At 62.1% G+C, this 25742-nt stretch carries 30 protein-coding genes and 1 tRNA gene; 16 read left to right on the forward strand and 15 right to left on the reverse strand.

From position 1 onward, the window contains the following. Window position 1: 1 nt before the first annotated feature. The 4 genes from O4H62_RS01030 to O4H62_RS01045 all read right to left on the reverse strand — a co-directional run bounded on the left by O4H62_RS01030 (window position 2) and on the right by O4H62_RS01045 (window position 3753). Window positions 2–1036: a branched-chain amino acid ABC transporter permease gene (locus O4H62_RS01030; protein WP_269385279.1), complete on the reverse strand. Its 1035-nt coding sequence runs from the start codon at window positions 1034–1036 to the stop codon at window positions 2–4. Beyond that, window positions 1036–1758, reverse strand: coding sequence for an ABC transporter ATP-binding protein (locus tag O4H62_RS01035; protein ID WP_269385281.1), 723 nt, complete (start codon window positions 1756–1758; stop codon window positions 1036–1038). Before O4H62_RS01035 ends, O4H62_RS01030 begins: the two co-directional genes overlap by 1 nt. Beyond that, entirely contained in the window at window positions 1751–2515 is a 765-nt protein-coding gene (locus O4H62_RS01040; protein WP_269385283.1) for an ABC transporter ATP-binding protein, read from the reverse strand. The genes O4H62_RS01035 and O4H62_RS01040 overlap by 8 nt, the downstream gene beginning before the upstream one ends. Window positions 2516–2583: 68 nt before the next feature. Continuing rightward, window positions 2584–3753, reverse strand: coding sequence for a substrate-binding domain-containing protein (locus O4H62_RS01045; RefSeq protein ID WP_269386258.1), 1170 nt, complete (start codon window positions 3751–3753; stop codon window positions 2584–2586). 779 nt (window positions 3754–4532) lie between these two features. On the opposite strand from O4H62_RS01045, the gene O4H62_RS01050 reads away from it, so the two are divergent. Next, complete coding sequence (locus O4H62_RS01050; RefSeq protein ID WP_269385285.1) at window positions 4533–5024, forward strand: RidA family protein; 492 nt, start codon at window positions 4533–4535, stop codon at window positions 5022–5024. 356 nt (window positions 5025–5380) lie between these two features. On the opposite strand, the gene O4H62_RS01055 is transcribed toward O4H62_RS01050, so the two are convergent. Further along, a tRNA-Ser gene (locus tag O4H62_RS01055) sits at window positions 5381–5470 on the reverse strand. Window positions 5471–5665: 195 nt separating this feature from the next. Continuing rightward, window positions 5666–5887: a hypothetical protein gene (locus O4H62_RS01060; protein ID WP_269385287.1), complete on the reverse strand. Its 222-nt coding sequence runs from the start codon at window positions 5885–5887 to the stop codon at window positions 5666–5668. 300 nt (window positions 5888–6187) lie between these two features. On the opposite strand from O4H62_RS01060, the gene O4H62_RS01065 reads away from it, so the two are divergent. The 9 genes from O4H62_RS01065 (at window position 6188) to O4H62_RS01105 (ending at window position 14743) form a co-directional block, all read left to right on the forward strand. Then, window positions 6188–6583, forward strand: coding sequence for a hypothetical protein (locus tag O4H62_RS01065; RefSeq protein ID WP_269385289.1), 396 nt, complete (start codon window positions 6188–6190; stop codon window positions 6581–6583). Window positions 6584–6787: 204 nt separating this feature from the next. Then, window positions 6788–7810 (forward strand): septal ring lytic transglycosylase RlpA family protein, encoded by a 1023-nt coding sequence (locus tag O4H62_RS01070; protein WP_269385291.1) that lies wholly within the window; start codon window positions 6788–6790, stop codon window positions 7808–7810. A 160-nt stretch (window positions 7811–7970) separates the two neighbouring features. Continuing rightward, the gene (locus O4H62_RS01075) at window positions 7971–9128 is read left to right on the forward strand and encodes a D-alanyl-D-alanine carboxypeptidase family protein (protein WP_269385293.1); all 1158 of its coding nucleotides are present in this window, start codon (window positions 7971–7973) and stop codon (window positions 9126–9128) included. A gap of 124 nt (window positions 9129–9252) precedes the next feature. Then, entirely contained in the window at window positions 9253–9933 is a 681-nt protein-coding gene (gene tmk, locus O4H62_RS01080; protein WP_269385295.1) for a dTMP kinase, read from the forward strand. Next, window positions 9930–10949, forward strand: coding sequence for a DNA polymerase III subunit delta' (locus tag O4H62_RS01085; RefSeq protein WP_269385297.1), 1020 nt, complete (start codon window positions 9930–9932; stop codon window positions 10947–10949). Before tmk ends, O4H62_RS01085 begins: the two co-directional genes overlap by 4 nt. Window positions 10950–11071: 122 nt before the next feature. Beyond that, a complete protein-coding gene (metG, locus tag O4H62_RS01090) occupies window positions 11072–12619 on the forward strand; it encodes a methionine--tRNA ligase (protein WP_430538381.1) in 1548 nt (515 codons plus the stop codon). A 5-nt stretch (window positions 12620–12624) separates the two neighbouring features. Then, the gene (locus tag O4H62_RS01095; RefSeq protein ID WP_269385301.1) at window positions 12625–13407 is read left to right on the forward strand and encodes a TatD family hydrolase; all 783 of its coding nucleotides are present in this window, start codon (window positions 12625–12627) and stop codon (window positions 13405–13407) included. After that, window positions 13404–14222 (forward strand): MBL fold metallo-hydrolase, encoded by an 819-nt coding sequence (locus O4H62_RS01100; protein ID WP_269385303.1) that lies wholly within the window; start codon window positions 13404–13406, stop codon window positions 14220–14222. The genes O4H62_RS01095 and O4H62_RS01100 overlap by 4 nt, the downstream gene beginning before the upstream one ends. Before the next feature lie 2 nt (window positions 14223–14224). After that, the gene (locus O4H62_RS01105) at window positions 14225–14743 is read left to right on the forward strand and encodes a YbaK/EbsC family protein (RefSeq protein WP_269385305.1); all 519 of its coding nucleotides are present in this window, start codon (window positions 14225–14227) and stop codon (window positions 14741–14743) included. A 92-nt stretch (window positions 14744–14835) separates the two neighbouring features. On the opposite strand, the gene O4H62_RS01110 is transcribed toward O4H62_RS01105, so the two are convergent. The 4 genes from O4H62_RS01110 to O4H62_RS01125 form a co-directional block, all read right to left on the reverse strand. Then, window positions 14836–15300: an SRPBCC family protein gene (locus O4H62_RS01110; protein ID WP_269385307.1), complete on the reverse strand. Its 465-nt coding sequence runs from the start codon at window positions 15298–15300 to the stop codon at window positions 14836–14838. A gap of 2 nt (window positions 15301–15302) precedes the next feature. Continuing rightward, on the reverse strand, window positions 15303–15617 hold the full coding sequence (locus O4H62_RS01115; RefSeq protein ID WP_269385309.1) for an ArsR/SmtB family transcription factor: 315 nt from the start codon (window positions 15615–15617) through the stop codon (window positions 15303–15305). Between the two features lie 165 nt (window positions 15618–15782). Next, window positions 15783–16871: a CaiB/BaiF CoA transferase family protein gene (locus tag O4H62_RS01120; protein ID WP_269385310.1), complete on the reverse strand. Its 1089-nt coding sequence runs from the start codon at window positions 16869–16871 to the stop codon at window positions 15783–15785. Window positions 16872–17139: 268 nt separating this feature from the next. Beyond that, the gene (locus tag O4H62_RS01125) at window positions 17140–18075 is read right to left on the reverse strand and encodes a hypothetical protein (protein WP_269385311.1); all 936 of its coding nucleotides are present in this window, start codon (window positions 18073–18075) and stop codon (window positions 17140–17142) included. A gap of 241 nt (window positions 18076–18316) precedes the next feature. Here O4H62_RS01125 and O4H62_RS01130 point away from each other — a divergent pair, with 241 nt between their 5' ends. Beyond that, window positions 18317–19801: a carboxypeptidase M32 gene (locus tag O4H62_RS01130; RefSeq protein WP_269385312.1), complete on the forward strand. Its 1485-nt coding sequence runs from the start codon at window positions 18317–18319 to the stop codon at window positions 19799–19801. A 31-nt stretch (window positions 19802–19832) separates the two neighbouring features. Here the strand turns inward: O4H62_RS01130 and O4H62_RS01135 are convergent, their stop codons facing one another. After that, complete coding sequence (locus tag O4H62_RS01135; RefSeq protein ID WP_269385313.1) at window positions 19833–20741, reverse strand: DMT family transporter; 909 nt, start codon at window positions 20739–20741, stop codon at window positions 19833–19835. A gap of 167 nt (window positions 20742–20908) precedes the next feature. Then, entirely contained in the window at window positions 20909–21349 is a 441-nt protein-coding gene (locus O4H62_RS01140; protein ID WP_269385314.1) for a MarR family winged helix-turn-helix transcriptional regulator, read from the reverse strand. 224 nt (window positions 21350–21573) lie between these two features. On the opposite strand from O4H62_RS01140, the gene O4H62_RS01145 reads away from it, so the two are divergent. The 4 genes from O4H62_RS01145 to tmpT all read left to right on the forward strand — a co-directional run bounded on the left by O4H62_RS01145 (window position 21574) and on the right by tmpT (window position 23814). Next, the gene (locus tag O4H62_RS01145; RefSeq protein WP_269385315.1) at window positions 21574–22011 is read left to right on the forward strand and encodes a YqaA family protein; all 438 of its coding nucleotides are present in this window, start codon (window positions 21574–21576) and stop codon (window positions 22009–22011) included. 73 nt (window positions 22012–22084) lie between these two features. Next, on the forward strand, window positions 22085–22453 hold the full coding sequence (locus O4H62_RS01150) for a CidA/LrgA family protein (RefSeq protein WP_269385316.1): 369 nt from the start codon (window positions 22085–22087) through the stop codon (window positions 22451–22453). Beyond that, on the forward strand, window positions 22446–23162 hold the full coding sequence (locus O4H62_RS01155) for an LrgB family protein (protein WP_269385317.1): 717 nt from the start codon (window positions 22446–22448) through the stop codon (window positions 23160–23162). Before O4H62_RS01150 ends, O4H62_RS01155 begins: the two co-directional genes overlap by 8 nt. Window positions 23163–23172: 10 nt before the next feature. Continuing rightward, window positions 23173–23814 (forward strand): thiopurine S-methyltransferase, encoded by a 642-nt coding sequence (gene tmpT / locus O4H62_RS01160; RefSeq protein WP_269385318.1) that lies wholly within the window; start codon window positions 23173–23175, stop codon window positions 23812–23814. A gap of 47 nt (window positions 23815–23861) precedes the next feature. Here tmpT and O4H62_RS01165 read toward each other — a convergent pair whose 3' ends face one another. Beyond that, window positions 23862–24275, reverse strand: coding sequence for a hypothetical protein (locus O4H62_RS01165; protein WP_269385319.1), 414 nt, complete (start codon window positions 24273–24275; stop codon window positions 23862–23864). A 141-nt stretch (window positions 24276–24416) separates the two neighbouring features. On the opposite strand from O4H62_RS01165, the gene O4H62_RS01170 reads away from it, so the two are divergent. After that, window positions 24417–24671: a hypothetical protein gene (locus O4H62_RS01170; RefSeq protein ID WP_269385320.1), complete on the forward strand. Its 255-nt coding sequence runs from the start codon at window positions 24417–24419 to the stop codon at window positions 24669–24671. A gap of 15 nt (window positions 24672–24686) precedes the next feature. Here the strand turns inward: O4H62_RS01170 and O4H62_RS01175 are convergent, their stop codons facing one another. Then, window positions 24687–24920, reverse strand: coding sequence for a formate dehydrogenase subunit delta (locus O4H62_RS01175; protein WP_269385321.1), 234 nt, complete (start codon window positions 24918–24920; stop codon window positions 24687–24689). Further along, window positions 24910–25740: a formate dehydrogenase accessory sulfurtransferase FdhD gene (gene fdhD / locus O4H62_RS01180; RefSeq protein WP_269385322.1), complete on the reverse strand. Its 831-nt coding sequence runs from the start codon at window positions 25738–25740 to the stop codon at window positions 24910–24912. Before fdhD ends, O4H62_RS01175 begins: the two co-directional genes overlap by 11 nt. Window positions 25741–25742: the final 2 nt, after the last annotated feature.

Consider the following 25742-nt stretch of genomic DNA (forward strand, 5'->3'; position numbering starts at 1 on the left):
CTTACTTCGCCTTCACAACGGGCATCATGCCCTGCGGCCGCCACATCAGGATGGCCGTCATCAGGGCGATGTTGGAAATCAGCGCCAACTTGGGTTCGAGAAAGGCGACATAGTTCTGCAAGAGGCCGACCAGCAGCGCACCGATGAAGGCGCCCTCGACCGATCCCAGCCCGCCGATGATGACGACGATGAAGACCAGGATCATCATCTCCTCGCCCATGCCGGCGGTGATGACCTCCTGGTAGAGTCCCCACATCACGCCACCCAGGCCGGCAAGCGCCGAACCGGCGATAAAGACGCCGATAAAGACCAACCGCAGCCTGTAACCCAGCGCCTCGACCATTTCACCGTTCTGCACGCCGGCGCGGACGATCAGCCCAATCTTGGTGCGCTTGAGCACCAGCCGCATGGCAACGAACAGCGCCAGGCCGAAGACGACGGCAAGCAGGCGGTACTTCTCGATCGCAGCTCCCGCAAAGGTCACCGCGCCCTTGAGCGTTTCCGGACGGGTGAGATAGATCTCGTCAGGGCCCCAAAGCACATGGATCATCTGCTCGATGACAATGAGGCCGCCGACGGTGACCAGGATCTGCTTGAGATGCGCACCATAGACCGGCCGCACGATCACCCGCTCGAAACCCCAGCCCAGCGCGCCTGTGACGCACATGGCGGCAATCACTGCGGCAAGCACGGCGGCCACGTTGAGCAGCAGCGACGGCACACCGGTCCAGCTCTCCAGCCCCAGCAGCACGGAGATGCCGACATAGGCGCCCACCGAGATGAAGGCGCCATGGCCGAAATTGATCACGTCCATCAGCCCGAACACCAGCGTCAGGCCGGAGGCCATGATAAAGATCATCATCCCCATCGCCAGGCCGGAAACCGTCAGCGTCAGCCAGCTCGATGGCGAGCCGATCGAAAGGAAACCGAGAACCACAAGGATCGGCACGAGCAGCAGCGGCATCGCCTTGCCGATCCTGTCGGGCAGCGACAGTTGCGCGTATTTCGGGGCGTGGTCGGGTGCGGCGTTGGTCATCAGTGCGCCTCCATGGTCAGGCCCATCAGCCGTTCCTGCAATGCGGCATCGCCGGCGAGTTCGGCCATCCGGCCTGCCCAGATGATCCGTCCGTCATCCATCACCGCGGCGGTGTCGCCAAGCGCCTTGGCGACGGCGAAATTCTGTTCGACCAGCAGGATCGATGCGCCCTTGTTCTTGAGGTCACGAAGCGCACCGGCCATGGTCGAGATGATCGCCGGGGCCAGCCCCTTCGTCGGTTCGTCGATCAGGTAGAGCTGACGCTCCTCGGCCATGGCACGGGCGATGGAGAGCATCTGCTTCTGTCCGCCCGACAGGTTGCCTGCTTCCGAGCGCCAGAATGTGCGCAAGGGCGGAAACGCCGCAAAGATCCAGTCGAGCCGGGCCTGATCGAGCGGACCGGAGGCTGCGGCCAGGATCATGTTCTCCTCGACCGTCAGGTCGGAGAAAATGCCCATGTCCTCGGGCACGAAACCGATGCCGGCGCGGGCGCGGGCAGGGGTGGGCAGGGTGGTGATATCGGCGCCATCGAAGCGAAGGCTGCCGGATTTCGCCTGCCAGTGGCCGATGATGGTGCGCAGCGTCGTGGTCTTGCCGACGCCGTTGCGGCCGAGCAGCATGGTCACGCCGCCGCGCGGCACCACGAGATCGACGCCCTGCAGGATGTGATACTGGGCGATGTCCGTGTGGACACCTGTGAGTTCGAGGATCGGATCAGACATCGGCAAGGTCCCGTCCCATATAGGCTTCCTGCACAACGTCCGACGCCATCACCGTTGCCGGGTCGCCGTCCGCGGCAAGCGCGCCGTTGTGCAGCACGATGATCCGGTCGGCGAGCGAGCGGATCACATCCATCTTGTGTTCGACCAACAGGATGGTGCGGTCCTTCTCGGCCTTGAGTTCGGCGATCAGATCGAGCACCACCGGCGCCTCGTCGACGCTCATGCCGGCAGTCGGTTCGTCGAACATGTAGACCACCGGGTCGAGCGCGATCAGGATGGCGACCTCGAGCTTGCGCTGGTTGCCGTGGCTGAGCCCGCCGACCTTCTGCTCGCTGAGCGGATGCAGCCGGACCCGTTCCAGGATCGCCATCGCCGCGACCGTCAGTTCGGTGTGCGAACTCGCCATGCTGAAGAGGTTGAAGCCCATCCTGCGCCTCGCCTGAATCACCAGCCGGACATTTTCGAGAACTGTGAGATTGGGAAACAGATTGGTGAGCTGGAAGGCGCGTCCAAGTCCCTTGCGGCAGCGGCTCGCCACCGGGTCGCGCGTCACGTCCTCGCCCATCAGCCTGACTGTACCTTCGGAGGCCGTGATCTGTCCCGAAATCAGGTTGAAATAGGTTGTCTTGCCGGCGCCGTTGGGTCCGACGATCGCGGTCAGTTCACCGGCCCTGAAGCCGCAGCTGACCGCATCGACCGCCACATGGCCGCCAAAGCGGACGGTCAGCCCATCCGTTTCCAGAAGCATCTGTGTCATGGCGCACCCATGGAAGGAAAGAAAGAGGGTCGCGGACGTCCGGTATCGGACGCCCGCGCCGAACAGGCTTAGTTGCGGATTGGGATATCCATCTCGTCGATGCCGATCTCACGGACGAGAACCGGGACGCCGTAGTCCTTGCCGTCCTGCACCTCGGTGCGGAAGTGGTACATCGCCTGCAGCGCCTGGTGGTCTTCCTTGCGGAAGCGCATGGTGCCCTTGGGTGTTTCCCACTCCATGCCTTCCATGGCCGAGATCAGCGCTTCGGTGTCGGTGGAACCGGCCTTCTTGATGGCCTCGACCACGGCGATGCCGGCTGCCATGCCGCCTGCGGTGAAGAAATCCGGGGGCGAGCTGAAGCGATCCATGTGCTCCTTGACCAGCCAGTCGTTGACCGGGTTCTTCGGGATTTCATAGTAGTAGTAGGTGGCGCCTTCCATGCCGGGCAGTTCCTTGTAGGCCTTCAGCGCCGCTAGGATGTTGCCGCCGGTAGCAATCTCGACGCCGAAGCGCGAGGGATCCATGGCGTTGATCTTGCCCATCGGATTGCCGCCGCCGGCCCAGATGATGAACAGCTTCTTCTTGCCTTCGATGCCCTTCATGGCGTTGAAGATGCGTTCGGCCGCCGCGGTGAAATCGGTGGTGTCGGTCGGCACGTATTCCTCATGCGCGATCTTGGCGCCCGAGGCGTTGAGCGCCTCGCGGAAAGCGGCCACGCCATCGCGTCCGAAGGCGTAGTCCTGTGCCAGCGTGGCGATCGTCACGCCTTCGCCGCCAAGGGCAACAGCGTTCGAGATAGCGTCCTGCGAGGAATTGCGGCCGGTGCGGAAGATGAAGCGGTTCCAGTTTTCGCCGGTGATCGAGTCGGCCACCGCAGGCTCGACGATGAGGATCTTTTCGTATTCCTGTGCGACCGGAAGCATTGCCAGCGCAACGCCGGAACTGACCGGGCCGACCGCGATGTCGGCCTCGTCGTCGCCATAGGCTTCGGCCAGCAGAGCCTTGCCGATGTCGGGCTTGAGTTGCGTGTCCTTCTCGATGACGACGAGCTTTTCACCATTGACTTCCATGGTGCCGCCGGTGGCGTATTCGAGGCCAAGCATCAGGCCGTTGTGCGACTGGGCCGCATAGGCCTCAAGCGCGCCGGTCTTGCCATAGACATGGGCAATCTTGATGTCGGCGAGGGCCGGCGCAGTCAGCATCGCCGCTGCCACACCGGTTGCCAGTATCGTTTTCATCTTCATTTCGGGTCTCCTCCCTGAGCGAATGACGGTGAAAACATGAAACATGAATCAATATTCATGTCAAGGACGGGACAAGGGGATACAGGCGGAAATCCGATGGCTCGAGCCTTACAGCAGTCATGGATCAACCGGTCCGCCTGGGAGAGGGCCTAAGGCTAAGGAAACCAGCTTCCCAGATGGATATTGACGGGAACGCTCCGGCAGCACTCGATGAAACCGCCGACATTGAGGTTGAGGCGGGAAGGGAAGGCAGTAACAACTTCCACGCAAGCCGGCCCGCTCGACGTTTCCTGGAAGTCTGCCGCACAATGTTCACTCCGTGATTGGAAAAACGCTTTGCAGTACAGCGCTTCAGATTTGGACGAGGGCAGCGGAGGCATTCCGAACCTGCAGGGTTTAAATGGCCAAGGTCGGCCCAGTTCATGCAAGACCCCGACGACTGCAGCTTTGCCGGAAGCTGGTTGAGGCGGATGAAGAGGCGTGCTGGATCTTGTGGCCGAAACTTCACCTGTTAGACCCTTGTCCCAATATCTGTGTTGGAAGAGCCTCTAGGTTCTCACCCCGATAACGAGCCCGTTGTCGAGACAACACCAATGCACGTGGGCAGTTGAGCGAGCCAAATGCAAGAAAGCCGCCTGTACCGGGCAATCGTCCACCTGCGCCAAAAGCCATCGTCCCGATGGACCAGAGGCCGGTCATGCAATAAAAACCCAAACCAGGCCACCAATTTGAGGCTGATCACTTTGATGGCAACACTGCAAGGAAGAGCAACAATGTCATCGGCGCAACGCATTATCCCGCCAGCGCTTCAAGGCGTATACGACAATTGGCACTTTGCGCCTGCCGTTGTGGCAAACGGCTTGATATTCTGTTCAGGGATTATAGGCACAAGCCCCAATGGTGACACACCGGGCGAGGATGGGCTGGCTGGGGCCAAGGCGACAACACAACAGGCCTCAAACGATTTGACTGCGCTGATGGCGGTGCGGGATCCAGAAGCACAGTTCGCCACTGCGTTTGAAGCCTTGAGTGCTATTCTTCGTGCGGCGGATGCGGGGTTGTCGGACGTGGTGGAACTGACAACCTACCACGTCGATATGTCCCGCCACATGGATGCTTTCGTGCGTGTGAAAGATCATTACATTCGCGCACCTTATCCCGCCTGGACCGCCATCGGTGTCGCCGAACTCATTGTCCCCGGCGGCCTGCTGGAGTTACGTGCCGTGGCGCAATTGCCTTCTGCTGGCATTGTCAGACAAACCTGAATAGCACCGAGTTTTCCAGACAGCCTCGGACTTCGTTCTCTTGAGGCGTTCTAACTCGCCTTCGGCTTTCTCACAAACCCTTCAAAACTTTGGCGTTCGAGGAAACTCGAGCTTCAAGAAGCGGTCCCGAAACTCACATTCGCGCAACATCTCGCTTGCTGTCCGGAACCAGGATTTCCCCCAAACCCTCCTACCATCTAAGCTGACAGGAGACCCAAACATGGGAAAGCGCGAAATGGCGGAGCGTAGCGGAGACATTTCGAACCCGCAGGGTTCGCAAGGCCAAGTGCCGTCCTAGCCTATGCGAGGCCCCGGCTGGAGCGAAGCCCGAAGGGCGACAGCGTGAAGTCAGAAAATGGCGGAGGGGGTGGGATTCGAACCCACGGTACGGTCTCCCGCACGCCGGTTTTCAAGACCGGTGCCTTAAACCGCTCGGCCACCCCTCCAAGATATTGATATGATATCGCATTCCGGTTTCTGCAGACGCGCGGTTCGAAGCGATTGCAGCCGACAAGCTACCGAATATCTTTCGATGGCGCTTCTACAGCTTTCCGCGCGTTGCAGTCAACGGCAATCGGGCTTGCGCCGGGGCTTTTACCGCAGCCGGGCCGGGACCTGCGCCAGTCCGGTCTGTCATGCAGTCAGCGCTTCAGGAACCGCCAGCCGCCGGCGATCATCAGCCCTATCCCCAGAACAAAGGTCGGCGCGAAGAACTGCAGCGCCTCCCAGTCGCCCCAGTTCAGGCGCACACCCTTGCAGCCGGTTGTGTTCATCGCGCAGCCGAGAGCATTGAGCCAGTACCACGCCGCGAAGGTCACGCCGAAAATCAGGGCGCCCGAGACAAGGAGAAGCGTTGTTTTCATGGCAGTCCGTCTCCTGTTCGCCGAAGTGCCGGCCGCTCGCGGCATATTTTGAGCGCCCCGCATCCCACCGGATGCGCGGGAAACACCAGGGCACTGCGAAACGAGTTATGTACGATACCGTTCATTGCGTATTTTGAAGGCAACACGGATCTGCGTGAAATGCAGGCATCTGCCGGATTCTCGCCACCCATGGTGTATCAGGCAAGACAACTCCGCCACAAAAGATTTTTTTGCCGACGATGAAACCAAACGAGGTCTTCAAGCGTAACAGCGGCACCATTCAACATCATGGAGATCCCAATGCTCGGTGAAACCAGGATCCTCGGCATGCTGTCGGCGTTTGCCCTGTCCCTCGTGCCGGTTGCGGCCAGTGCGGAACAACTTGCCGGAAATGACCTCAAGCAGTTCGTTGCCGGCAAGCGGGTGTATCTTGCGACACCCTTCGGCGGGGAGTTTCCGCTCAACTACAAGCAGTCAGGCACGGTCACCGGCGACGGCACCGCGCTCGGTCTCGGCAAGTTCCTCGCTCCCAAGGAAAGCGGCAAATGGTGGGTGAGGGGAGAGAACCTGTGCCAGCAATGGCCAACCTGGTACGATGGCAAGCCCACCTGCTTCCAGATCCGGAAGACCGGGGAGCGCACGCTCGACTGGGTTCGCGACGACGGCCGAAGCGGCAAAGCGCGCATCGAAGGCTGATATTTACGAAAAATTCACCACATCGACCACATTGAGCCACCCGGCCGGGCGAGCAATCGCAATTTCGCCATCTTGCCCGGCGATCTAAACCTTCGATTAGGACATCAAACGCATTGATCGAAGGGGACGGCTTTGCAGGGGACATACTGCCAGGCCATATTGGCGACCGCCAGAGTATCGAGTAGCGGTGTGGGACACAGAGTGATGGATCAAACCGGGGCACGGCTGCGCAATGCTGCCTGTGTGACGTTGCTGGCGGTGCTTGCCACGGGGCTAGCCGGATGCAGTTCGACGTCGTCGTCCAAGGGCAAGTCCTCCGCATCCTACATCAACACCGAGTCGAAGTTCTCTGTCTCGGAGTACGGCGTCGCCGCAAGTCCGCGGATGACCACTGCGAAGCGCCCGAAAAAGGGCGGCGGCCGCGACATGGTTGGCAAGCCCTACCGGGTTCGCGGCAAATGGTACACGCCGAAGGAAGAACCCGGTTACGACAAGGCCGGTCTCGCGTCCTGGTACGGACCCAATTTCCACGGCCGGCTTACGGCCAATGGCGAGATCTACGACCAGTTCCACCTTTCTGCCGCCCATCCGACATTTCCGTTGCCGAGCTACGCCAGGGTCACCAACAAGAAGAACGGCAATTCCGTGATAGTGCGCGTGAATGACCGGGGGCCGTTTGCCCACGGCCGGATCATCGATTTGTCCAATCAGGCCGCGACACTTCTCGACATGAAGCATGAGGGCGTCGCCGCGGTTCGGGTCGAGTATGTCGGACGTGCGCCGGTCGAAGGGGATGACACCCGCTATCTGATGGCAAGTTATCGGCCCGGGGGCTCGAATTCTCCGGCCGGGGGCGTGATCGCAACCGGCGTCATGATGGCGATGAACGCGGTGGATTCCGCACTTCCCGGCGTCAGTTCGGCCCAGGCGGGCGTGGCGCCACCGGCCGCGCTGGGCGCGGCTACCGCAACCGCGTTCCAGCCGGCGCCGGCAGGCCAGTCGCTCCCCGCGAACGCCTTTGCGGGCTCGCCTCTGGGTGTTCCGGCCGGCTTTGCACTGCCCGACATCGGCCCGGTGCTTCCGGACCGGCCTTCCTTCGGAATTCCAGTCGCCGCCAATGTTGACAACGGGATGCGTAATCTCGGGATGGCTTTTTGGGGCGGCCGGGTAACGTTGCAGCAGAAACCCTTCGATGCCGTGCTCAGCAGATCCTCTCAGGACCGCTGATTTCCTCTGGCGTAGAGCTTCATGGTCGGCCGCTCGCGACGCTGTCACGGCCAACTCCGAGCCCGCCGCCAGCCTCGCTTCAACTCAAGCCATTGATCCCACACTGCTTGATTGCTAGGTTCGGCGTGTATCCGGTTTTCTCCCTTGATGGATGGCTCCAATGACCCGGACGGTCTTCGCCCGCCTGTTTATCGTTCTGGCGCTGCTGTTTAGCGGTTTGGTGACGCCTGCGCTGGCGCAGCTTTTCGAAACGCGCGCCAAGCAGGCCTACCTGATAGACGCCGATACCGGGACCGTGCTGTTCGCCAAGAACGAGGACGAACTGGTGCCGCCGGCATCGCTCGCCAAGCTCATGACCATGGAGGTGGTGTTCAACGCCATCCACACCGGGCGGCTAACGCTTGATGACACGTTCCAGGTTTCCGAGAACGCATGGCGGACGGGAGGCGCGATCTCGCGGACCTCGACGATGTTTGCCGAACTCAAATCCTCGATCCGGCTCGAGGACCTGATCCAGGGCGTCATCGTCCAGTCCGCCAATGACGGCTGCATCATCATTGCCGAGGGCATGGCGGGATCGGAGGAGAATTTCGCCCGGCTGATGACCGAGCGCGCCCGCGAGATCGGCCTGACCAAATCGGTGTTCGGCAATTCGAACGGCCTGCCGCATCCCGATTCGAAGGTCACCATGAAGGATCTGGTGACGCTCGCGCACCACATCCAGTCCACCTATCCCGAGTTCTACAAGTACTATTCGCAGCCGGAATTCACCTGGAACAAGATCCGCCAGCGCAACCGCAATCCGCTTCTGGGGCTCGATATCGGCGTCGACGGGCTGAAGACCGGCTTCACCGAGGAATCGGGTTACGGCATCGTCTCCTCGATCAAGCGCGACGGGCGGCGGCTGTTTCTGGCGATGAGCGGAATGGATAGCGAGCAGGAACGTGCTGAGGAATCGCGCAAGATGCTGGAATGGGGCATCCGCGCCTTCGAACGCAAGACCCTGTTCGCAAAGGATGAAACCATTGGCGAAGTCAGCGTCTACGGCGGCGCCGGCAGCGCCATCGTCAAGGCCAGGGGTGCGGTCGATATCCTGCTGCCGATCACCAATCCGGACCGGCTGACGGCGCGAATCACCTACCGCTGGCCACTGCGCGCACCGATCGAGGCCGGCGCCCAGGTCGGCGTTCTCAAGGTCTATATCGGCGACACGCTGTCCCAGGAGAAGCCGCTCTTCGCCATGGAAGCGGTGGAGAAGGGGCCATTGCACACCCAGGCGCTCGATGCGCTGATCGAACTTGCGCAATTCTGGCTGTAACGGCTTCGCCAAGCGTTCATTTCTGAATTGAATTGCTTTAGACAAAGGTGAGCCGGAATCTCCGGATACCTCATCAACATGTTCCGTGTGCAATCAGTGCCTGCGGCGACAGGGAAAGCCAAACGTGACGAACAGCACAGGCCGATTCATTACATTCGAAGGCGGGGAGGGGGTCGGCAAATCGACGCAGATCCACCGTCTGGCCAATGTGCTCAGGCGGCGCGGTCACGACGTGCTGGTCACCCGTGAACCCGGCGGCTCGCTCGGCGCGGAAGCGGTACGGCACGTGCTGTTGTCGGGGGCCGCGGAAGAATTCGGCGTCCGCATGGAAGCCATGCTGTTCGCCGCCGCGCGCAGCGATCACATCGAGGAAGTGATCCGCCCGGCGGTTGCCGAAGGCACCATCGTGCTGTGTGACCGGTTCATGGACTCAAGCCGCGTCTACCAAGGCATTACCGGCAATCTCGAACCGCAATTCATCCGGAACCTGGAACGGATCGCCGTCAACGGCATGGTCCCGGACCTGACACTGGTGCTTGATCTGCCCGCCTCCACCGGCCTGCGGCGAGCCAAGGCGCGGGAGGGCAAGAATGTCGCGCCCGACCGGTTCGAGAAGGAAGAGGTGGCGACGCACGAGAAGCGCCGCGAGGCCTTCATCGACCTCACCCGAACCGAACCCGAGCGCTGCAAGCTGATCGATGCGAGCCAGTCGGAAGACGCGGTGGCGCTGGCGATCCTCGCCGCCGTCGAGCCGATCGTGGCTGACGGCAGCGTCGGTGAACCGGCAAGAGGCCAGAAGGCATGAACGAAGACCAGCCGGGATTGCTGGAGGGCGCCATCCCGCCCGAGCGCAACATGGTGCTCTATGGCCACGATTCCGCACAGGCCTTCCTTGCCAATGCCTACCGGTCGGGGCGGATGCATCATGCCATCCTGATCGAGGGACCAGAAGGGATCGGCAAGGCGACGCTCGCCTACCGGTTTGCCCATCACGTGCTGACCCATCCCGATCCGCTGGCCGCGCCCGACCACATCGCCGATCCGGACCTCGACGACCCGGTCGGCCGCCAGATTTCGAGCGGCGCCTCGCACAATGTGTTGCATCTCGCGCGTCCGGTGGACGAGAAGACCGGCAAGGCGAAATCCGTTATCACCGTCGACGAGGTGCGCCGCGCCGGCAAGTTCTTCGGCCAGACGTCGGGCACCGGCAACTGGCGGGTGGCGATCATCGATCCGGCCGACGATCTCAATCGCAATGCCGCCAATGCCATCCTGAAGATCCTCGAGGAACCGCCGAAGCGGTCGCTGTTCCTGGTGCTGTCGCACACGCCCGGTCGGCTGTTGCCGACGATCCGCTCGCGCTGTCTGTCGCTGAAGTTGCAACCGCTGTCGCCGCCGGATCTCGACCTGGCGCTGGCGCACCTGGGGGCCGCCCCGGGTGAAGCCGACGCGATCATCCGGCTGAGCGAAGGCAGTGTGGCGCGGGCGCTGCTGCTCAGGAACTATGGCGGTGTCGACATCGCCGAGGCTTTTGTCGACATCATCGAACGCGGAAGCCTCAAGGACCGTGAACCGATCTACAGGCTCGCCGAAACGCTTGCGGCGCGCGATCGCGACGTGGCCTACGACTTCTTCACCGGTTTTGCCGTCGACAGGGTGCAGCAGATGGCGCGGGAGGCGGGAGCATCGGGCGACCTGGCCGAAGCCGACCGCCTGGCGCGAATGTCGACCACACTTGCCGAGCATTTCGCCACAGCCGCCGCCTACAATCTTGATCGCAAGCAGACGGTCCTGCATGTATTTTCCATATTTTTCGGCTAACAGGTTTCGGCCCCCGCGATTGAGCTATTAGAGGGCATGGCATCCCGCGGCTTTATCGCTTATGACGACTGCGCGCGGGGTCCCGGCTGTAGACCCTGACCCGGATACTGAATTCGAAGGCTATCATGAGCACCGACCGTTTCTACATCACCACCCCGATCTTCTATCCCAACGGGGTTCCGCATATCGGCCACGCCTACACGGCGATCGCCACCGATGTGATGGCGCGTTTCCAGCGCCTGGACGGCAAGGACGTGTTCTTCCTGTCGGGCACCGACGAGCACGGCCAGAAGATGCAGCAGACGGCGGAAAAGGAAGGCATCAAGCCGATCGAACTGGCGGACAGGAACTCCGCCGTGTTCCGCGACATGCTCGTAAAGCTCAACTGCTCCAACGACGATTTCATACGCACCACCGAGGAACGCCACAAGCGCTCCGTGCAGGAACTGTGGAAGCGGATGGAAGCCAATGGCGACATCTATCTGGGCAATTACGGCGGCTGGTATTCAGTGCGCCAGGAAGCCTATTTCGACGAGGCTGAAACCACCGTTGGAGAAGACGGCGTGCGGCGCGAACCGCTCGGCTCGCCGGTCGAATGGGTGGAGGAAGAAAGCTACTATTTCCGCCTCTCGGCCTATGGCGACAAGCTCCTGGAGCTCTACGAGAGCAATCCGGACTTCGTGGCTCCCACAGAACGGCGCAACGAGGTGGCGAGCTTCGTCAAATCCGGGCTCAGGGACCTGTCAGTCTCGCGCACAACCTTCGACTGGGGCGTTCCGGTGCCCGGCAACGACAAGCATGTCATGTATGTCTGGGTCGACGCGCTGACCAACTACATCACCGCCGCGGGCTTTCCCGACGAGAGTGCGGACAAGTGGAATTACTGGCCCGCCATCCACATGATCGGCAAGGACATTGTCCGCTTCCACGCGGTCTACTGGCCGGCATTCCTGATGTCGGCGGGTCTTGAACTGCCGGCCAAGGTGTTCGCCCACGGCTTCCTGCTGGTCAAGGGCGAGAAGATGTCGAAGTCGATCGGCAATGTGGTCGATCCGTTCGCGCTGATCGAGGCTTACGGGCTCGACCAGGTACGTTATTTCTTCATGCGCGAGGTGCCGTTCGGACAGGATGGCAGTTACAGCCCAGAATCGATTGCCACCCGGATCAATTCCGATCTCGCCAACGGCATCGGCAACCTCGCCAGCCGGTCACTGTCGATGATCAACAAGAACTGCGATGGCAAGATGCCTGCCTGCGGTCCGCTGACCGAAGACGACAAGGCGCTTCTCGATACCATCGACAAGGTGATCGACAGCGCGCGCGCGGAAATGGCGGATTTCCAGATCCACAAGGCACTGGCCGCCATCATCGACGTCGTCGCCGACAGCGATCGATATTTCGCCAGCCAGGAGCCGTGGGCGCTGAAGAAGACCGATCCGGCGCGGATGGAGACCGTGCTCTACGTCACGGCGGAAACCGTGCGCCAGATCTCGATCCTGTTGCAGCCGTTCATGCCCGAATCGTCCGGCAAGTTGCTCGATCTGCTCGGTATCCCCGCTGACAGGCGTGATTTCGCCGCACTCGGCGAAACCGGCCGCCTACAAGCCGGGACGCCGATCGACAAGCCCACGCCGGTCTTCCCGCGCTATGTCGCGCCCGAGGAGGGCTGAGGCGGATGCTGGTTGACACCCACTGCCATCTCGATTTCGTCGATTTCGACGCGGAACGCGATGAGCTTGTCGCCCGCGCCCACGCATCGGGCGTCATGCAGATGGTGACGATCTCGACACGGGTCAGGAAACTCGACAGGCTGCTCGAACTGACCGAGCGCTATCCAAGCGTCTTCTGTTCGGTCGGCACACACCCCAACAATGCCGATGAAGAGCTGGACGTGACGGCGGATGAGCTGGTGCGGCTTGCCCAGGCCAATGCCAAGGTGGTTGCGATCGGTGAAGCCGGGCTTGACTATTTCTACGACACGCAGAAGCCCGAGGACCAGAAGACCGGTCTGAGGCGCCACATCGAGGCCGCGCGGCACACACAGCTGCCGCTGGTCATCCACAGCCGCAGCGCCGACGACGACATGGCGGCGATGCTGACCGAGGAAACAGGGAAGGGGGCCTTCCCCTTCATCCTGCACTGCTTCTCCTCCGGACAGGGGCTGGCCGACACCGGCGTGGCTCTGGGCGGATACGTCTCCTTTTCGGGGATCCTGACCTTCCCGAAATCGACCGAACTGCGCGAGATCGCCGCAACCGTGCCGATGGACCGGCTGCTGGTGGAAACAGATGCACCGTATCTCGCGCCCAAGCGCTGGCGCGGCAAGCGCAACGAACCGTCCTACGTCGTCAACACCGCGGAAGTCCTGGCCGAGGTCAAGGGCGTCTCCTACGAGGAGATTGCCCGGATCACGACCGAGAACGCGTTCCGCTGCTTTTCGAAGATGCCGCGACTGTGACGGCGCCGGTCCGTCGCCAGTTCACGGTTCTTGGCTGCGCGTCCTCGCCTGGTGTGCCGCGGGTCAATGGCGACTGGGGCGCCTGCGATCCGGAAAATCCGAAAAACCGGCGGACCCGCGCGGCGTTCCTGATCCGGCAGTTCGGCGCCGATGGCGGCGAAACGACGATCGTGGTCGATACCGGACCGGATTTTCGTGAACAGATGATCGCCAACAAGGTGATCAGGATCGATGCGGTGCTCTACACCCATTCGCACGCCGATCATGTGCATGGGATCGACGATCTGCGCGGCTTTGCGCTCACCCAGCGCAAGCGCATCCCGATTCACGCCGATCCCGAAACCATGGCCCGCATCCGCGCCGGCTTCGGCTATTGCCTGGAAACGCCGTCGGGCAGCGAATACCCGCCGATCACCCAGCCGGTGCTGATCAACTCGCTGGACGAACCGATCAGCATCACAGGCGAGGGCGGAACGATACAGATACAGCCGCTCGACCAGGTGCATGGTTCGATCCGGTCGCTGGGATTTCGCATCGGCGGTCTCGCCTATTGCTGCGATGTCAGCGATTTTCCGCGCGCCACTGTGGAGAAGCTTCAGGACCTCGAGGTGCTGATCATCGACTCGCTGCAGTACAAGCCGCACCCGAGCCACCTTTCCATCGACCAGGCGCTGTGGTGGATCGAGAAGATCAATCCGAAGCGCGCCATCCTGACCCACATGCATGTACCGCTCGACTACGAGACCGTGCTTCATGAGACACCGGACCACGTCGAGCCCGGATATGACGGATTGACCATCGACATCGAGTTGTGAGCATGAGCGAAACCGCGATTGAAATGACACCGGACCTGATCGCCGAAGGCTCGAGCATGGCGCGCGTGGCGCGTGCGGCGGCTGAAGCAGGGCTTGAGATCCGCATCCTGAAAATGGCGCAGTCGACCCGCACGGCCGAGGAAGCCGCCGACGCAGCCGGTTGCGATGTCAGCCAGATCGTCAAGTCGCTGGTGTTTGAGAACACAGCCACGAAGAAGCTCGACCTGATGCTGGTATCTGGTCTTCACAACGCCGATATGGATTATATTTCAACGCATTACGGTCTCTCGTTTGCGCGCTGCGATGTCCGTCGTGTACGTGACGAAACCGGCTTTGCCATCGGTGGCGTGGCGCCGATCGGACATCTGAACCCAATCAGGATCTACATGGACCGGACGCTGCTTGATCATGACCTGGTCTGGGCCGCGGCCGGCCGCCCGGACAGCGTGTTCAGCGTCGACCCAAAGGCATTGGCGACGGCGATCGCGGCCGAGTTCATCAATGTCCGGGCGCCGGCCTGAAGCAAGTCAGACCGGCCGACCGGCATGCGATCGAAATTGCGGCAGGAAAGCGTCGTTCGTTTCCCGGGCATGACGGCGGTGTCCGCCAAAGATCAGGCAGACTTCGGCTTGGCGAAAACGTCGATGCCGCTGCCCGTTTCAAGGTAGGATTTCAGGCTCGACAGTACTGCCGGCCAGCCCTTGGTGACGCCGGTGGCCATTCCGCTGCCGGCTTCGAGTTCCTCGTGGGTGACAGTCAGCCGAACCATGTTGTCGTATTCGACGATCTCGAAGGTGACGCGGCTGTAGCTGTCCGGATCGGAAGCCTGCGAGGCATTGGCCCAGGTGATGACAAGACGGGTGGGCGGGGTGCTTTCGACCACCTTGCCGACAAGTTCGACCGTTCGCTCGTCATTGGCGCGGACATGTTCCCAACTTGAACCGGGTTTCCAGTCGGAGACATTCTCATGTCCCCAGTAACGCCTGGAGATATCGGGCCTGGTAATGGCTTCGAACACCTTTTCCGGGGTCGAAAGTATGTAGGTGGCGTAGATAAAACTGATCTTCTCTTTGGACATCGTCATTCTCCTTCGAGTTCCTTCTTGAGATCGTGCAGTAGGCTGAGCCGCTGACGTTCGAACTTTCTCACCCACCGTTCGTAGACCTCGTGAAGCGGCACCGGGTTGATGAAGTGCAGCTTCTCGCGACCACGCCTGACCGTCGTCACCAGGTTGGCGGCTTCCAGCAGGCCGATGTGCTGCGTGGCCGATTGGCGTGTCATGTCCAGATGGTCGCAAAGCTCGCCCAAGGTCTGCCCGTTCTTCTCGCACAGAAGATCGAGCAAGGTTCTGCGGGTCGGGTCGCCCAGCGCCTTGAAGACCTTGTCAGCGTCCATCGGTTTACCTGTCATTGCCTGCCAATATGCAGGCATTTACCTGCATGTCAAGCAAGCACTCGCTTGAACGGCGCGGAGGCCCGGACGGACCGCGGCTGTTCCGGCGCGGGGGATCGCCCGACCACGTTCGATTGGGTTTGACGATCAGCCAGAGATGAGGGAGCTTTAAGTCGTTTTCAGCCAGTCCAGAATCGATTGCGAGTGCTGCCCGCGCACCGGGATGTCGTGCGGTCGCGATGGCGGTTCGGTCGAAAACCGCGGTGCGGCGGCGGCCTGCAACACACTGTCGATGGTCTGCCAGACACCGCGCGCCGCCATATGCGGTTCGGACATGGATTCCTGGGGATCAAGGGCAGGGGCCACGCAGGCATCCGACCCCATAAACACCTTGTCCCAGTGCGCCCGCGGATGCCTGGCGAAGATACCGGCCATCAGCGCCGTCTGCCTGGGCCATTGAGCGGCATCAAATTGCGGCTTGAAATCAGCATCTTCCGCAAGACCGAGACGGGCGAGAAATTCGGCATAGAACTTGGGTTCCAGGCATTGCACCGAGATATAGCCGCCATCAGCGCAGGCGTAGCAGCGGCTCCAGTGCGGCCCATCCAGAAGGCTCCGGCCGCGCGCCATCGACAGGCCGCCGGTCTGCGCGAGCGCCATCAAGAGGTTCATCATGTGTGCGGACCCGTCGACGATTGCTGCGTCGACCACCGTGCCGCCGCGACCGGCACGTGCCGCCATGACGCCAGCCAGGATACCGGTGACCAGATAGAGCGCGCCGCCGCCGATATCGCCGACCAGAGTCGGCGGCGTGAACGGCGGTTCACCGTGGTTGCTGGCATACCAGGCAGCGCCGGACAACGAGACGTAATTGAGATCGTGGCCGGCCGTCTGCGCCCGCGGCCCGGTCTGGCCCCAGCCGGTCATGCGGCCATAGACGAGATCCGGATTGACCTTGGAGAGATCGTCTGGCCCGAGCCCGAGCCGTTCCATCACGCCGGGCCGAAAGCCCTCGATCAGCGCCTCGGACCGGCCGACAAGCGATTTCAAGACAGCTATGTCATCGGCCGACTTGAGATCGAGTTCGATCGAGCGCTTGCCACGGTCGATCAGCGATCGTTCCGGCATGCCGGGCGCCGGTCGGCCGTTCTTGCGGTGAACCACGATGACATCAGCGCCAAGATCCGCCAGCATCATCGCCGCGAACGGCGCCGGTCCCAGGCCTTCGATTTCAATGATCCGCAAACCTTCAAGCATGCCGTCCTCGCAAACTCCGCGCCGCAATCCCTGTGGCCTCCAACCCGAAACGACTAGATCAGATTCTGCGAGCGGTTGCACTTTCAAGACGCGTTCATGGTTCGGATTCGTTGATCCCGAGTTTCAAGGAAACTGCAACAAACGCCGGCAGAGGTTTGATTCTCCTGATCTAACCAAGCCCGGCCATTCCATGGGCTCCACGGCCAATAGTTCCATAATCCATCTTATGCGATCTTTGTATGCGGGCAATCCGGGCGATGTGCGCGGGTCAGAAAAACAGCGTCCTCGACGCGGTCTGTTCATTGGGCACCTGATCGACAAAGGCCTGCCATGCCTTCTGGTAGGCCGGCAGATAATTCAGCTCATGGCCTTCGCCGAGTTGCTCGAGCTCCAGATAAGCCTGGATCAGCATGTCGACGAAATCGAAACCCGAAGACAGGTCCTCGGGCTTGGCGCCCGTCTGCTGGGCGGCGTTCTCGTAAAGATACTGGGCGGCGGCACGCTGCTCCATCCAGTCGGATGACGTGGTCTTTTCTTCCTGGCTGACCCGGTCAAGCCAGAGCGCACCCGCCTTCCCCACTGCCATGAGGTCCGACGGATCGATGTCCTCCATGTCGGCATAGGTTCCGGCAAGCCGCGTAGGACCGTGATACATGCCCATGGCTAGCGACTGCTGCTGGGTCAAGATCGACTTCGCAATTTCCTTTTCTGCGCTCGAAAAGAAACCGGACTCATCTGTCCGGATGGCGCTCAGCGCGCGCCGGTCAAGATCGCCGAACGCCGAATACCAATCGACAGCCTCGTTGGATTTCGGACGGAACGGCCGGCCGCTTTCAGCCATTGATGCGATTCTTGTATCCACGGCCTTGCGGGCTGCCTCGACGATTTCGGACTTGGTTTTTCCGGCAGAGAACGGCTCTGCCGATGGGTCGGTGACTGCGATGGCGAGATTGGTGGAGGAATAGCCGGGGCGCACGGGCATGTAGATCTCGTAGCCATTGGCTGCCGCCACGATGAATGTGGCCGCGGTCGGCGTTATCTTGCCGTAAGGATCATAGGTTCCGGTAGCCTCGAGACCGCCGACCGGACCCAGATCCTGATAGGATTGTATGGCATAAGCATGAATGGTCGGCGCGGAATCCTTGACGGATCCCGTTCGGCTGACTGTTCGAATATTCGAATGGCTGACGCCTTCGATATTCATGCTTGTCTCCTAACAAATGATTCTGACAATCGCCGCACAGCCTTGCTCGAACCTGTCGACTCCACGGAATTATACATTTTGTATCCAACAGATAGATGGCAGGAACGGAGTTTTACCGCTGCCATGGCGTCGGCCGAATTGGCCGCGGCCCGGGCCGGGTGATGCGGCCTTGCGCTTTGCCCTTGCGGGTTTGGGGAGCTTGGCCTATCCCATGCGGGTTCGCCAAAACCGGAGTGATCTCATGTCCTACGCCAAGCTCGATGCCCATTGCCGCGCTCTGGGCGCGCTGGAGCATGCGCTCGCCATTCTCGGCACCGACGAAGCGACCAACATGGCGCCGGGCGGTGGCGAGAGCCGCGCCGAAGCCATGGCAACGCTGTCGGGCATGTATCATCGCCAGGCGACCGACGCCCAGGTGCGCGACTGGATCGAGGCTGCGAAATCCGAAGCTCTTGAACCGGAACAGAAAATCGCACTCAATGAACTCGAGCGCAGCTACATCAACATGACCTGCCTGCCCTCGGACTTCGTCGAGCGGAAAATGCGCACCGGCATGCGGTCGGAGCAATTGTGGCGCGCTGCCCGGCCAAACGGCGACTGGCAGGCGTTCCAGCCGGCGCTTGAAGGCGTGGTGTCGATGATGCGCGAGGAAGCCGCGATGCGCGCCGAGGTACTGGGGCTCGCGCCCTATGACGCGCTGATGGAGCAGTTCGATCCGGGCAACCGCACCGCCCAGATCACGCCGGTCTTCACTGAGCTGAAAACCTTTCTGGTCGATTTCCTGCCCGCAGCCCTCGCCGCACAGGAAGAGCGGCTGGCGAAACGGCCGCTCAAGGCGCTCTCCGGCGACTACCCGGTGGAGCGGCAGAAGGCGCTCGGCATCGAGATGATGAAGGCCGTCGGCTTCGACATGAACCATGGCAGTCTGTCGGTCTCCGACCATCCGTTCTGCGGCGGCGTGCCGAGCGACGTGCGGATGACGACGCGCTACCGCACCGACGAATTCCTGCCGGCGCTGATGGGAATCCTGCACGAGACCGGGCACGGGCTTTACGAGCAGAACCTGCCCAAGGACTGGGCTCACTGGCCGTCAGGCAAGGCGCGCGGCATGTCGATCCACGAAAGCCAGAGCCTGTTCGTCGAAAAGCAAATCGGCCGCAACCCCGCCTTCTGGCGCTTCGCCCTGCCGCTCGTCGACACCCATCTTCAGGAGAACTGGACGATGGAAGACCTGCTGCCGCATGTGCACCTGATCAAGCGCGGCAAGATCCGGGTCGATGCCGACGAGGTCACCTACCCGCTGCATGTGATCCTGCGCTACGAGCTCGAACAGGACCTGCTTGCCGGCCGGCTTGAGGTCAAGGACCTCCCGGAAGCCTGGGACGCCGGGATGCAGGACTCGCTCGGCATCTCGACGCTCAACGATCCGAAGAACGGGCCGATGCAGGACGTGCACTGGCCGTCAGGCTCGTTCGGCTATTTCCCGTCCTACACGCTCGGCGCGCTGATGGCGGCGCAGCAATGGGCGGCAATCCTCAGGATCAATCCCGATGTCGACAGCCAAATCGCGACGGGCGATTTCAGCCAGGTCAATGAATGGCGGCGCGACAATATCTGGTCAAAGGCATCGACGGCCTCAACGCCCGACATCCTGCGACAGGCAACCGGCGAGGCGCTCAACCCGGCCTATTTCATCGCGCATCTGGAAGCCCGTTACGGGGTGTAAAGCTGAAGGGCCGATACCGAAGCCCTCCCCTTCATGGGGTGGCTTCGATTGAGGCGGCGGCCCGTGCAAGTGCGGCTTCCTGGCGACGGCGGCTGCGTTCGCGCATGATCGTGTAAAGCCCGGTGGCGATGATGATCGCGGCGCCGGCCAGCGTGTAGACGTCGGGGAATTCCGAGAACACCAGGATGCCGACGATGGTCGAGAACACCAGCCGCACATAGCGGAACGGCGTCACAACCGAAATCTCGCCGATGCGGGTGGCTTCGGTCAGCGCCCAGTAGGCGAGAACCCCGACGGACAATGCGCCGCCCAGATACATGGTCTCGGTGGCGCCCGGCATCACCGCCTCGCCGGTGACCGCCATCAGCACGGCGCCCGACACGCCGACCGCGAAGAAGCCCCAGGCCGACAATTGCAACGAGGAAATGGTCTTCGGCACCTTGCGGCTGGCGAGATCGCGGATGCCGAGGCCAAGCACACCGGCGACGGCCCACAGCACTTCGGGCTCGAAGCCTTCAAGGCCCGGGCGAATGACCAGCAGCACGCCGCCAAAACCAACCAGAATGGCGGTCCAGCGGCGCCATCCGACCTTTTCGCCGAGCACCAGCGCCGCCCCCATGGTCACCAGCAGCGGCGTTGCCTGCAGGATCGTGGTGGCGGTCGCCAGCGGGATCAGGCTCAGCGCCATCACAAAGCACAGGCCGCCCAGCATCTCGCAAAGGTTTCGCAGCGCCACGGCGGGATGAAAGAAGCCTTTTGAAATCACGCTGGTGCCGTTCAGACGGGCATAGGTCGCGAAGATCAGGGCGCCGACAAGGCCGAGCACCAGCAGGATTTCACCCACGGGAAGCTGGCCGGCCGCGAGCTTGATGAACATGTCCTCGGCGGCAAACCCCGCCATCCCCAACACCATCAGCATGATGCCGCGCATATTGTCCATGTCGGCTGATCCCGGATGGCTTGAGTGAAAGATCGTGCGGCGAAGCGCCTGTTGGCCTGCCTATCCGGTTTATCGCGGACGGGAAACCCCTTGTTCTTGCAGTCCACCCATGCGCACGGTTTTCAGCCGGCTGCGACCGTCCGCGTCTCAGGCGCAAGCCCACCAGGTCAGCTGGACCGGATAGTCCGCAAATTCGCGATGACGCGCGCCAGCATGCTGAAGAACAGTTCTCGCTCTGCGACGGGAAGCCCTTCTGCAACCAGTTCATTGGCTTTTGCGGCAGCGTTCGTCGCCGGCGCCTGCAGCCGGTGCGCAGCCTGCGTCAGCCAGATCTGTTGCGAGCGCCCGTCATCGGGATTGGGTTTTCTCTCGATCAGGCCGTCGCGCTCCATGCGGACAAGCGTGTTGGCCATGGTCGCCTGCTCGACGCCGACCCGTTCGGCCAGCAGGCGTTGGGTCAATCCATCCTCGAGCCACAGTTCGCTCAAGGCGAGATACTGCGCACGCGACAGCCCCAGCGGATGCAGCGCGCCCTGAAGGGCCGCCGCATAAAGCCGGGCAATCTCGCTGGCCAGAATGCCCGCCGACCGATTCCTGTCGAATTCCATGGCCCCTGCTAGCACAATATAGCATGCTATGCAATATTACATAGCATGCTATATTAGTTACACATTGCGCCCCGCCTGCGCAAACCACTGAAATCATTTCCCATTCTCCAGTTTCGCCGAAATCAGCCCCGATCCCGAAGAGCCGGCACTGGCCGGGAGGCCGCGGTTTCTATAGGCAGGATCTGGATGACAGTTGGACCCGCTTGCCAAAGGCCCGCTTCCGCATGACCGATCTCGCCGCCTATGGCAGCCTTTTTCTTGCCGCCCTGCTGGCCGCGACGCTTGTTCCGGCGCAGTCGGAAAGCGTGCTCACCGGGCTGATGCTGGCCGGCGGCCAGCCGGTGGCGGCGCTGGTGGCGGTCGCCAGCCTTGGCAACATCCTCGGTTCGGTGATCAACTGGCTGATCGGTCGCGGCGTCGAGCGGTTTCGCGACCGCAGGTGGTTTCCGGCCAGCGCCCGCCAGCTTGAGCGTGCCCAGGCGCAGTATCAACGCTTCGGCTACTGGTCTCTGCTTCTCGCCTGGGTACCAATCATCGGCGATCCGCTGACGCTGGTGGCGGGCATCATGCGCGAGCCGCTGTGGCGGTTCCTCCTCCTGGTCTCGATCGGCAAGATCGGCCGCTACGCCGTGCTGGCGGCCGGGGTTGGCGCGCTCGCATAAAACGGTTGGGGCGCGGCCTGGGAATCTGGCAGTATCCGTGTTCGAGCCCCCCTCGCCCCACAGGTGTCCGCCCATGTTGTCAGCCCTGACGCTCATCCTGACCTGCCAGTTGATCGGCGAACTCGTCACCCGTTTCTTCGGCCTGCCGCTTCCCGGTCCCGTGGCCGGTATGGCGCTGTTGTTTGCGTTGCTGGTCCTCCGAGGCTCGGTGCCCGAGACGGTTGGCGCCGTGGGTGACGCGCTGCTCAAAAACCTCTCGCTGCTGTTCGTGCCCGCCGGCGTCGGGGTGATGGCGCATCTGGGGCTCATCGGGCAGGATCTGCTGCCGATCACCGTGGCGCTGATCGGTTCGACCGTGGCAACAATCGCGGTCACCGCGCTGCTGATGAGCCGGCTGGCGCGCGGCAGCCTGAGCGCGGAGGCTGTGAAAGCCGATGAGTGATTTTGCCGAAGTCTGGGTCTATCTCAGTGCCAGCCCGCTTTTGTTCCTGACGCTGACGCTGGCCGCCTTTCAGGCCGGTAGCTGGATCTACCAGCGCTCCGGGTACAAGCCGTTTCTCAATCCGGTGATGACGGCGGTGATCCTGCTGGTCGCCATTCTGACACTGACTGAGACCCCCTACCCGGCCTATTTCGAAGGCGCGCAGTTCGTGCACTTCCTGCTCGGACCGGCAACGGTGGCGCTGGCGATCCCGCTCTACAGGCAATTCGAGAGGGTGCGGCGCTCTGCCCTGGCGCTGGTCGTAAGCCTCATCTCGGGCTCGCTGACGGCGATCGGCACAGCCGTTGGCCTCGGCTGGCTGCTCGGCGCCAGCCGCGAGACGTTGCTGTCGCTGGCACCGAAATCGGTGACAGCGCCCGTCGCCATGGGGATTACCGAGCAACTGGGCGGCTTGCCGTCACTGACCGCGGTGCTGGTGATCCTGACCGGCATCCTCGGCGCGGTGATCGGGCCGATGGTGCTCAATCTGTTGCGGATCAGGGACTGGCGCGCCCGCGGGCTGGCGCTCGGCACGGCCAGCCACGGGATCGGCACGGCGCGAGCGCTGCAAGTCAACGAACTGGCCGGCGCCTTCTCGGGCCTCGCCATGGGGCTCAACGCGCTTGCGACGGCGATCCTGCTGCCGGTATTGTGGCGGCTGTTTTTCTGAGAGGACACACATGGAACACAGCTTCTGGCATGACCGCTGGGAAAGCGGCCGCATCGGCTTTCACCAGGAGGAGCCGAACAATCTGCTGGTGGCGCATTTTCACGCGCTCGGACTGACGGAGCGGTCACGGATCTTCCTTCCGTTGTGCGGAAAGACGCGCGACATCGCCTGGCTGCTGTCACAGGGCTACCGGGTGGCCGGCGCGGAACTCAGCGAGACGGCGATCATGCAGTTGTTTGAAGAGCTTGAGGTGGAGCCGGCAATCTCGGATCTCGGGGAACTCAAGCGCTACAGCGCCCCTGACATCGACATCTTCGTCGGCGACGTCTTTGCGCTTACCAGAGCCATGCTCGGCCCCGTCGATGGCGTCTACGACCGGGCAGCCTTCGTTGCACTGCCTGAACATATGCGAGCGGCATACGCGCCTCACATTGGTGAAATCACCGGCAGGTCGCCACAGTTGCTCATTACGTTCGAATACGACACTTCAATGCTCGTTGGGCCACCCTTTTCCATTCAAAGCGACGAGCTGGAACAGCGGTACGGCGCCAGCTACGAGCTTTCGACAGTGGCGATGGATGGCGTGGCGGGAGGATTCAAGGGCCTCGAAGCACTCGAACGGGTCTGGTTGCTCAAGCCGTTAACACCGTGAATATCGCTTATAAAATCAATCCGTTGGGCCGGTTTGCGCTCCGCTAATCACCACAGCCTGGCCCTTGGCTCTGGCCAGAACCGCCACAAGGCCAGCGTCATGATGGTGCAGGCGATGGCCACCACGAGCCAGCCGGTCAGGCCTTCGGAGCTTCGGGCGCTGTCCGGATTGAGCGGCGCGAGGTATTTCTGTGCGATGACAGCCGCGAACGCGCTTATCAAGCCCGCCACCAGCATCGGCATGAAGGCAACCAGCCCGCCCAGTCCCACCGTGCCTGGGGTGGTGTCCCAGAGTCTGGTCAGCCCCTCCGTCATCAGGGCGGACATGACCGGAAGCAGCAAGACCAGCATCGCCGCGCTGTTGAACGTGAACGCCAGGCCAGCAAATTTCAGGAGCACGATCGGGACCACGCCGACAGCGTAGCCGATCGCCACAATCACCAACTGAAAGAACAACTCCATGTGACCACCCGCCTGCTTGTTTGGTCGTGAGCCCATTGCTGATAGGAACAAATATCACGGGCGCTGGACGCACGGTCGAACGAAATCGCAGCGGTATCCATTTTCGGGACAAGAATCTTGATTTGCAGGCACTTATACCCATTGGAACAGGCGCTTCTGTCCGCCGGGATCAAGGAAACATACCGCGGCCAGCCATGGTCCAGGAATTGCCGCGAATGGGTCTATTTCGACGCGGACCTCGACACCGCCGCGCTTTTGCGACGGTTTCAGCTTCCGGACTGCGTCGAGGTCTCGGAGAACACGGATCCGAGATCCGGTATCGAGCATGGGCTCTTCTGCACCCTGTGCAACGATGCTGTGATGGGCAACCCCGGCAGCAAGACAGCTTTCAGGTGACAGGCGGCGAAGGGTTCAGCCCGCCGCCGGCGCCTTCTCCGGCCGCCGGATCTCGCCGAGTGCTGCCACCACCATCGGCTTGAAACCCTCGGTGCTCTCGTCGGTGATCTCGAACAACTTAGCACGCATGCGCGGATCCCAGAACTTGTTGATGTGATCGGCAACGCCCTCGATCTGCTCGCTCTCCGGCTGCGAGGCGAAGAAGGTGGCGATCTGGTTGGCCTGGTAGCGCAGTTTGTCAGGCGACATCGCTTTCAACTCCTTGTCTGATCCGGTCTGGCCGGGTGAAGATTTCAAAATCCGCGCCACGGGCAATGCCGACAAGCGTCAGGCCCGAGGCTTCGGCTGTCCTGACCGCAAGCGCGGTCGGAGCGGAGACCGCGATCAGCAGTCCGGTGCCGGCGATCACCGCCTTCTGCACCATGTCGACCGAAACGCGGCTGCTGATCACGAGCGCGCCGTCGGACACGCTTGCGCCGGACCGCGCGATGGCGCCGATCAGCTTGTCGAGCGCGTTGTGGCGGCCGACATCCTCGCGCACGCAAACCATGCCCTTGCCGGGATGATAGAAGCCTGCCGCGTGCACGGCGCCGGTTTCGGCGCGAAGCTTCTGGTGCATCGACAGCGACCGGACGGCCTCGCGGATATCGTCGCCGCGAAAGGCGACTTCCACCGCCTTGCGGTCCGGCAGGGATCTCAGCGCTTCCTCGATGGATTCAATGCCGCAGAGGCCGCAGCCGACGGGGCCGGCCATCTTGCGGCGGCGGGCGGAAAACGCTGCCTGCAGCCCTTCGGCAAGCTGCATCTGGATGTCAAAGCCCTGATCCGCCTCGACGATGTCCATCGACACGATATCCCCGGGCGCGCGGATGATGGCTTCCGACAGCGCAAAGCCGATGCCGAAATCCTCAAGATCATCCGGCGTCGCCATCATCACCGCCTGCGTGGTGCCGCCAAAGGAGAGCGCCACGGGCACCTCCTCGGGCAAGGCCCGGGATCCCGGAGTGACAACTCCTGCCCTGACCGCGATGCGGGTGGCGATGCTGGTGCTGGAGCCGGGCTTGACCATGG

The organism is Parahoeflea alexandrii (assembly GCF_027214025.1).
Classification (GTDB): Bacteria; Pseudomonadota; Alphaproteobacteria; order Rhizobiales; family Rhizobiaceae; genus Hoeflea; species Hoeflea alexandrii_A.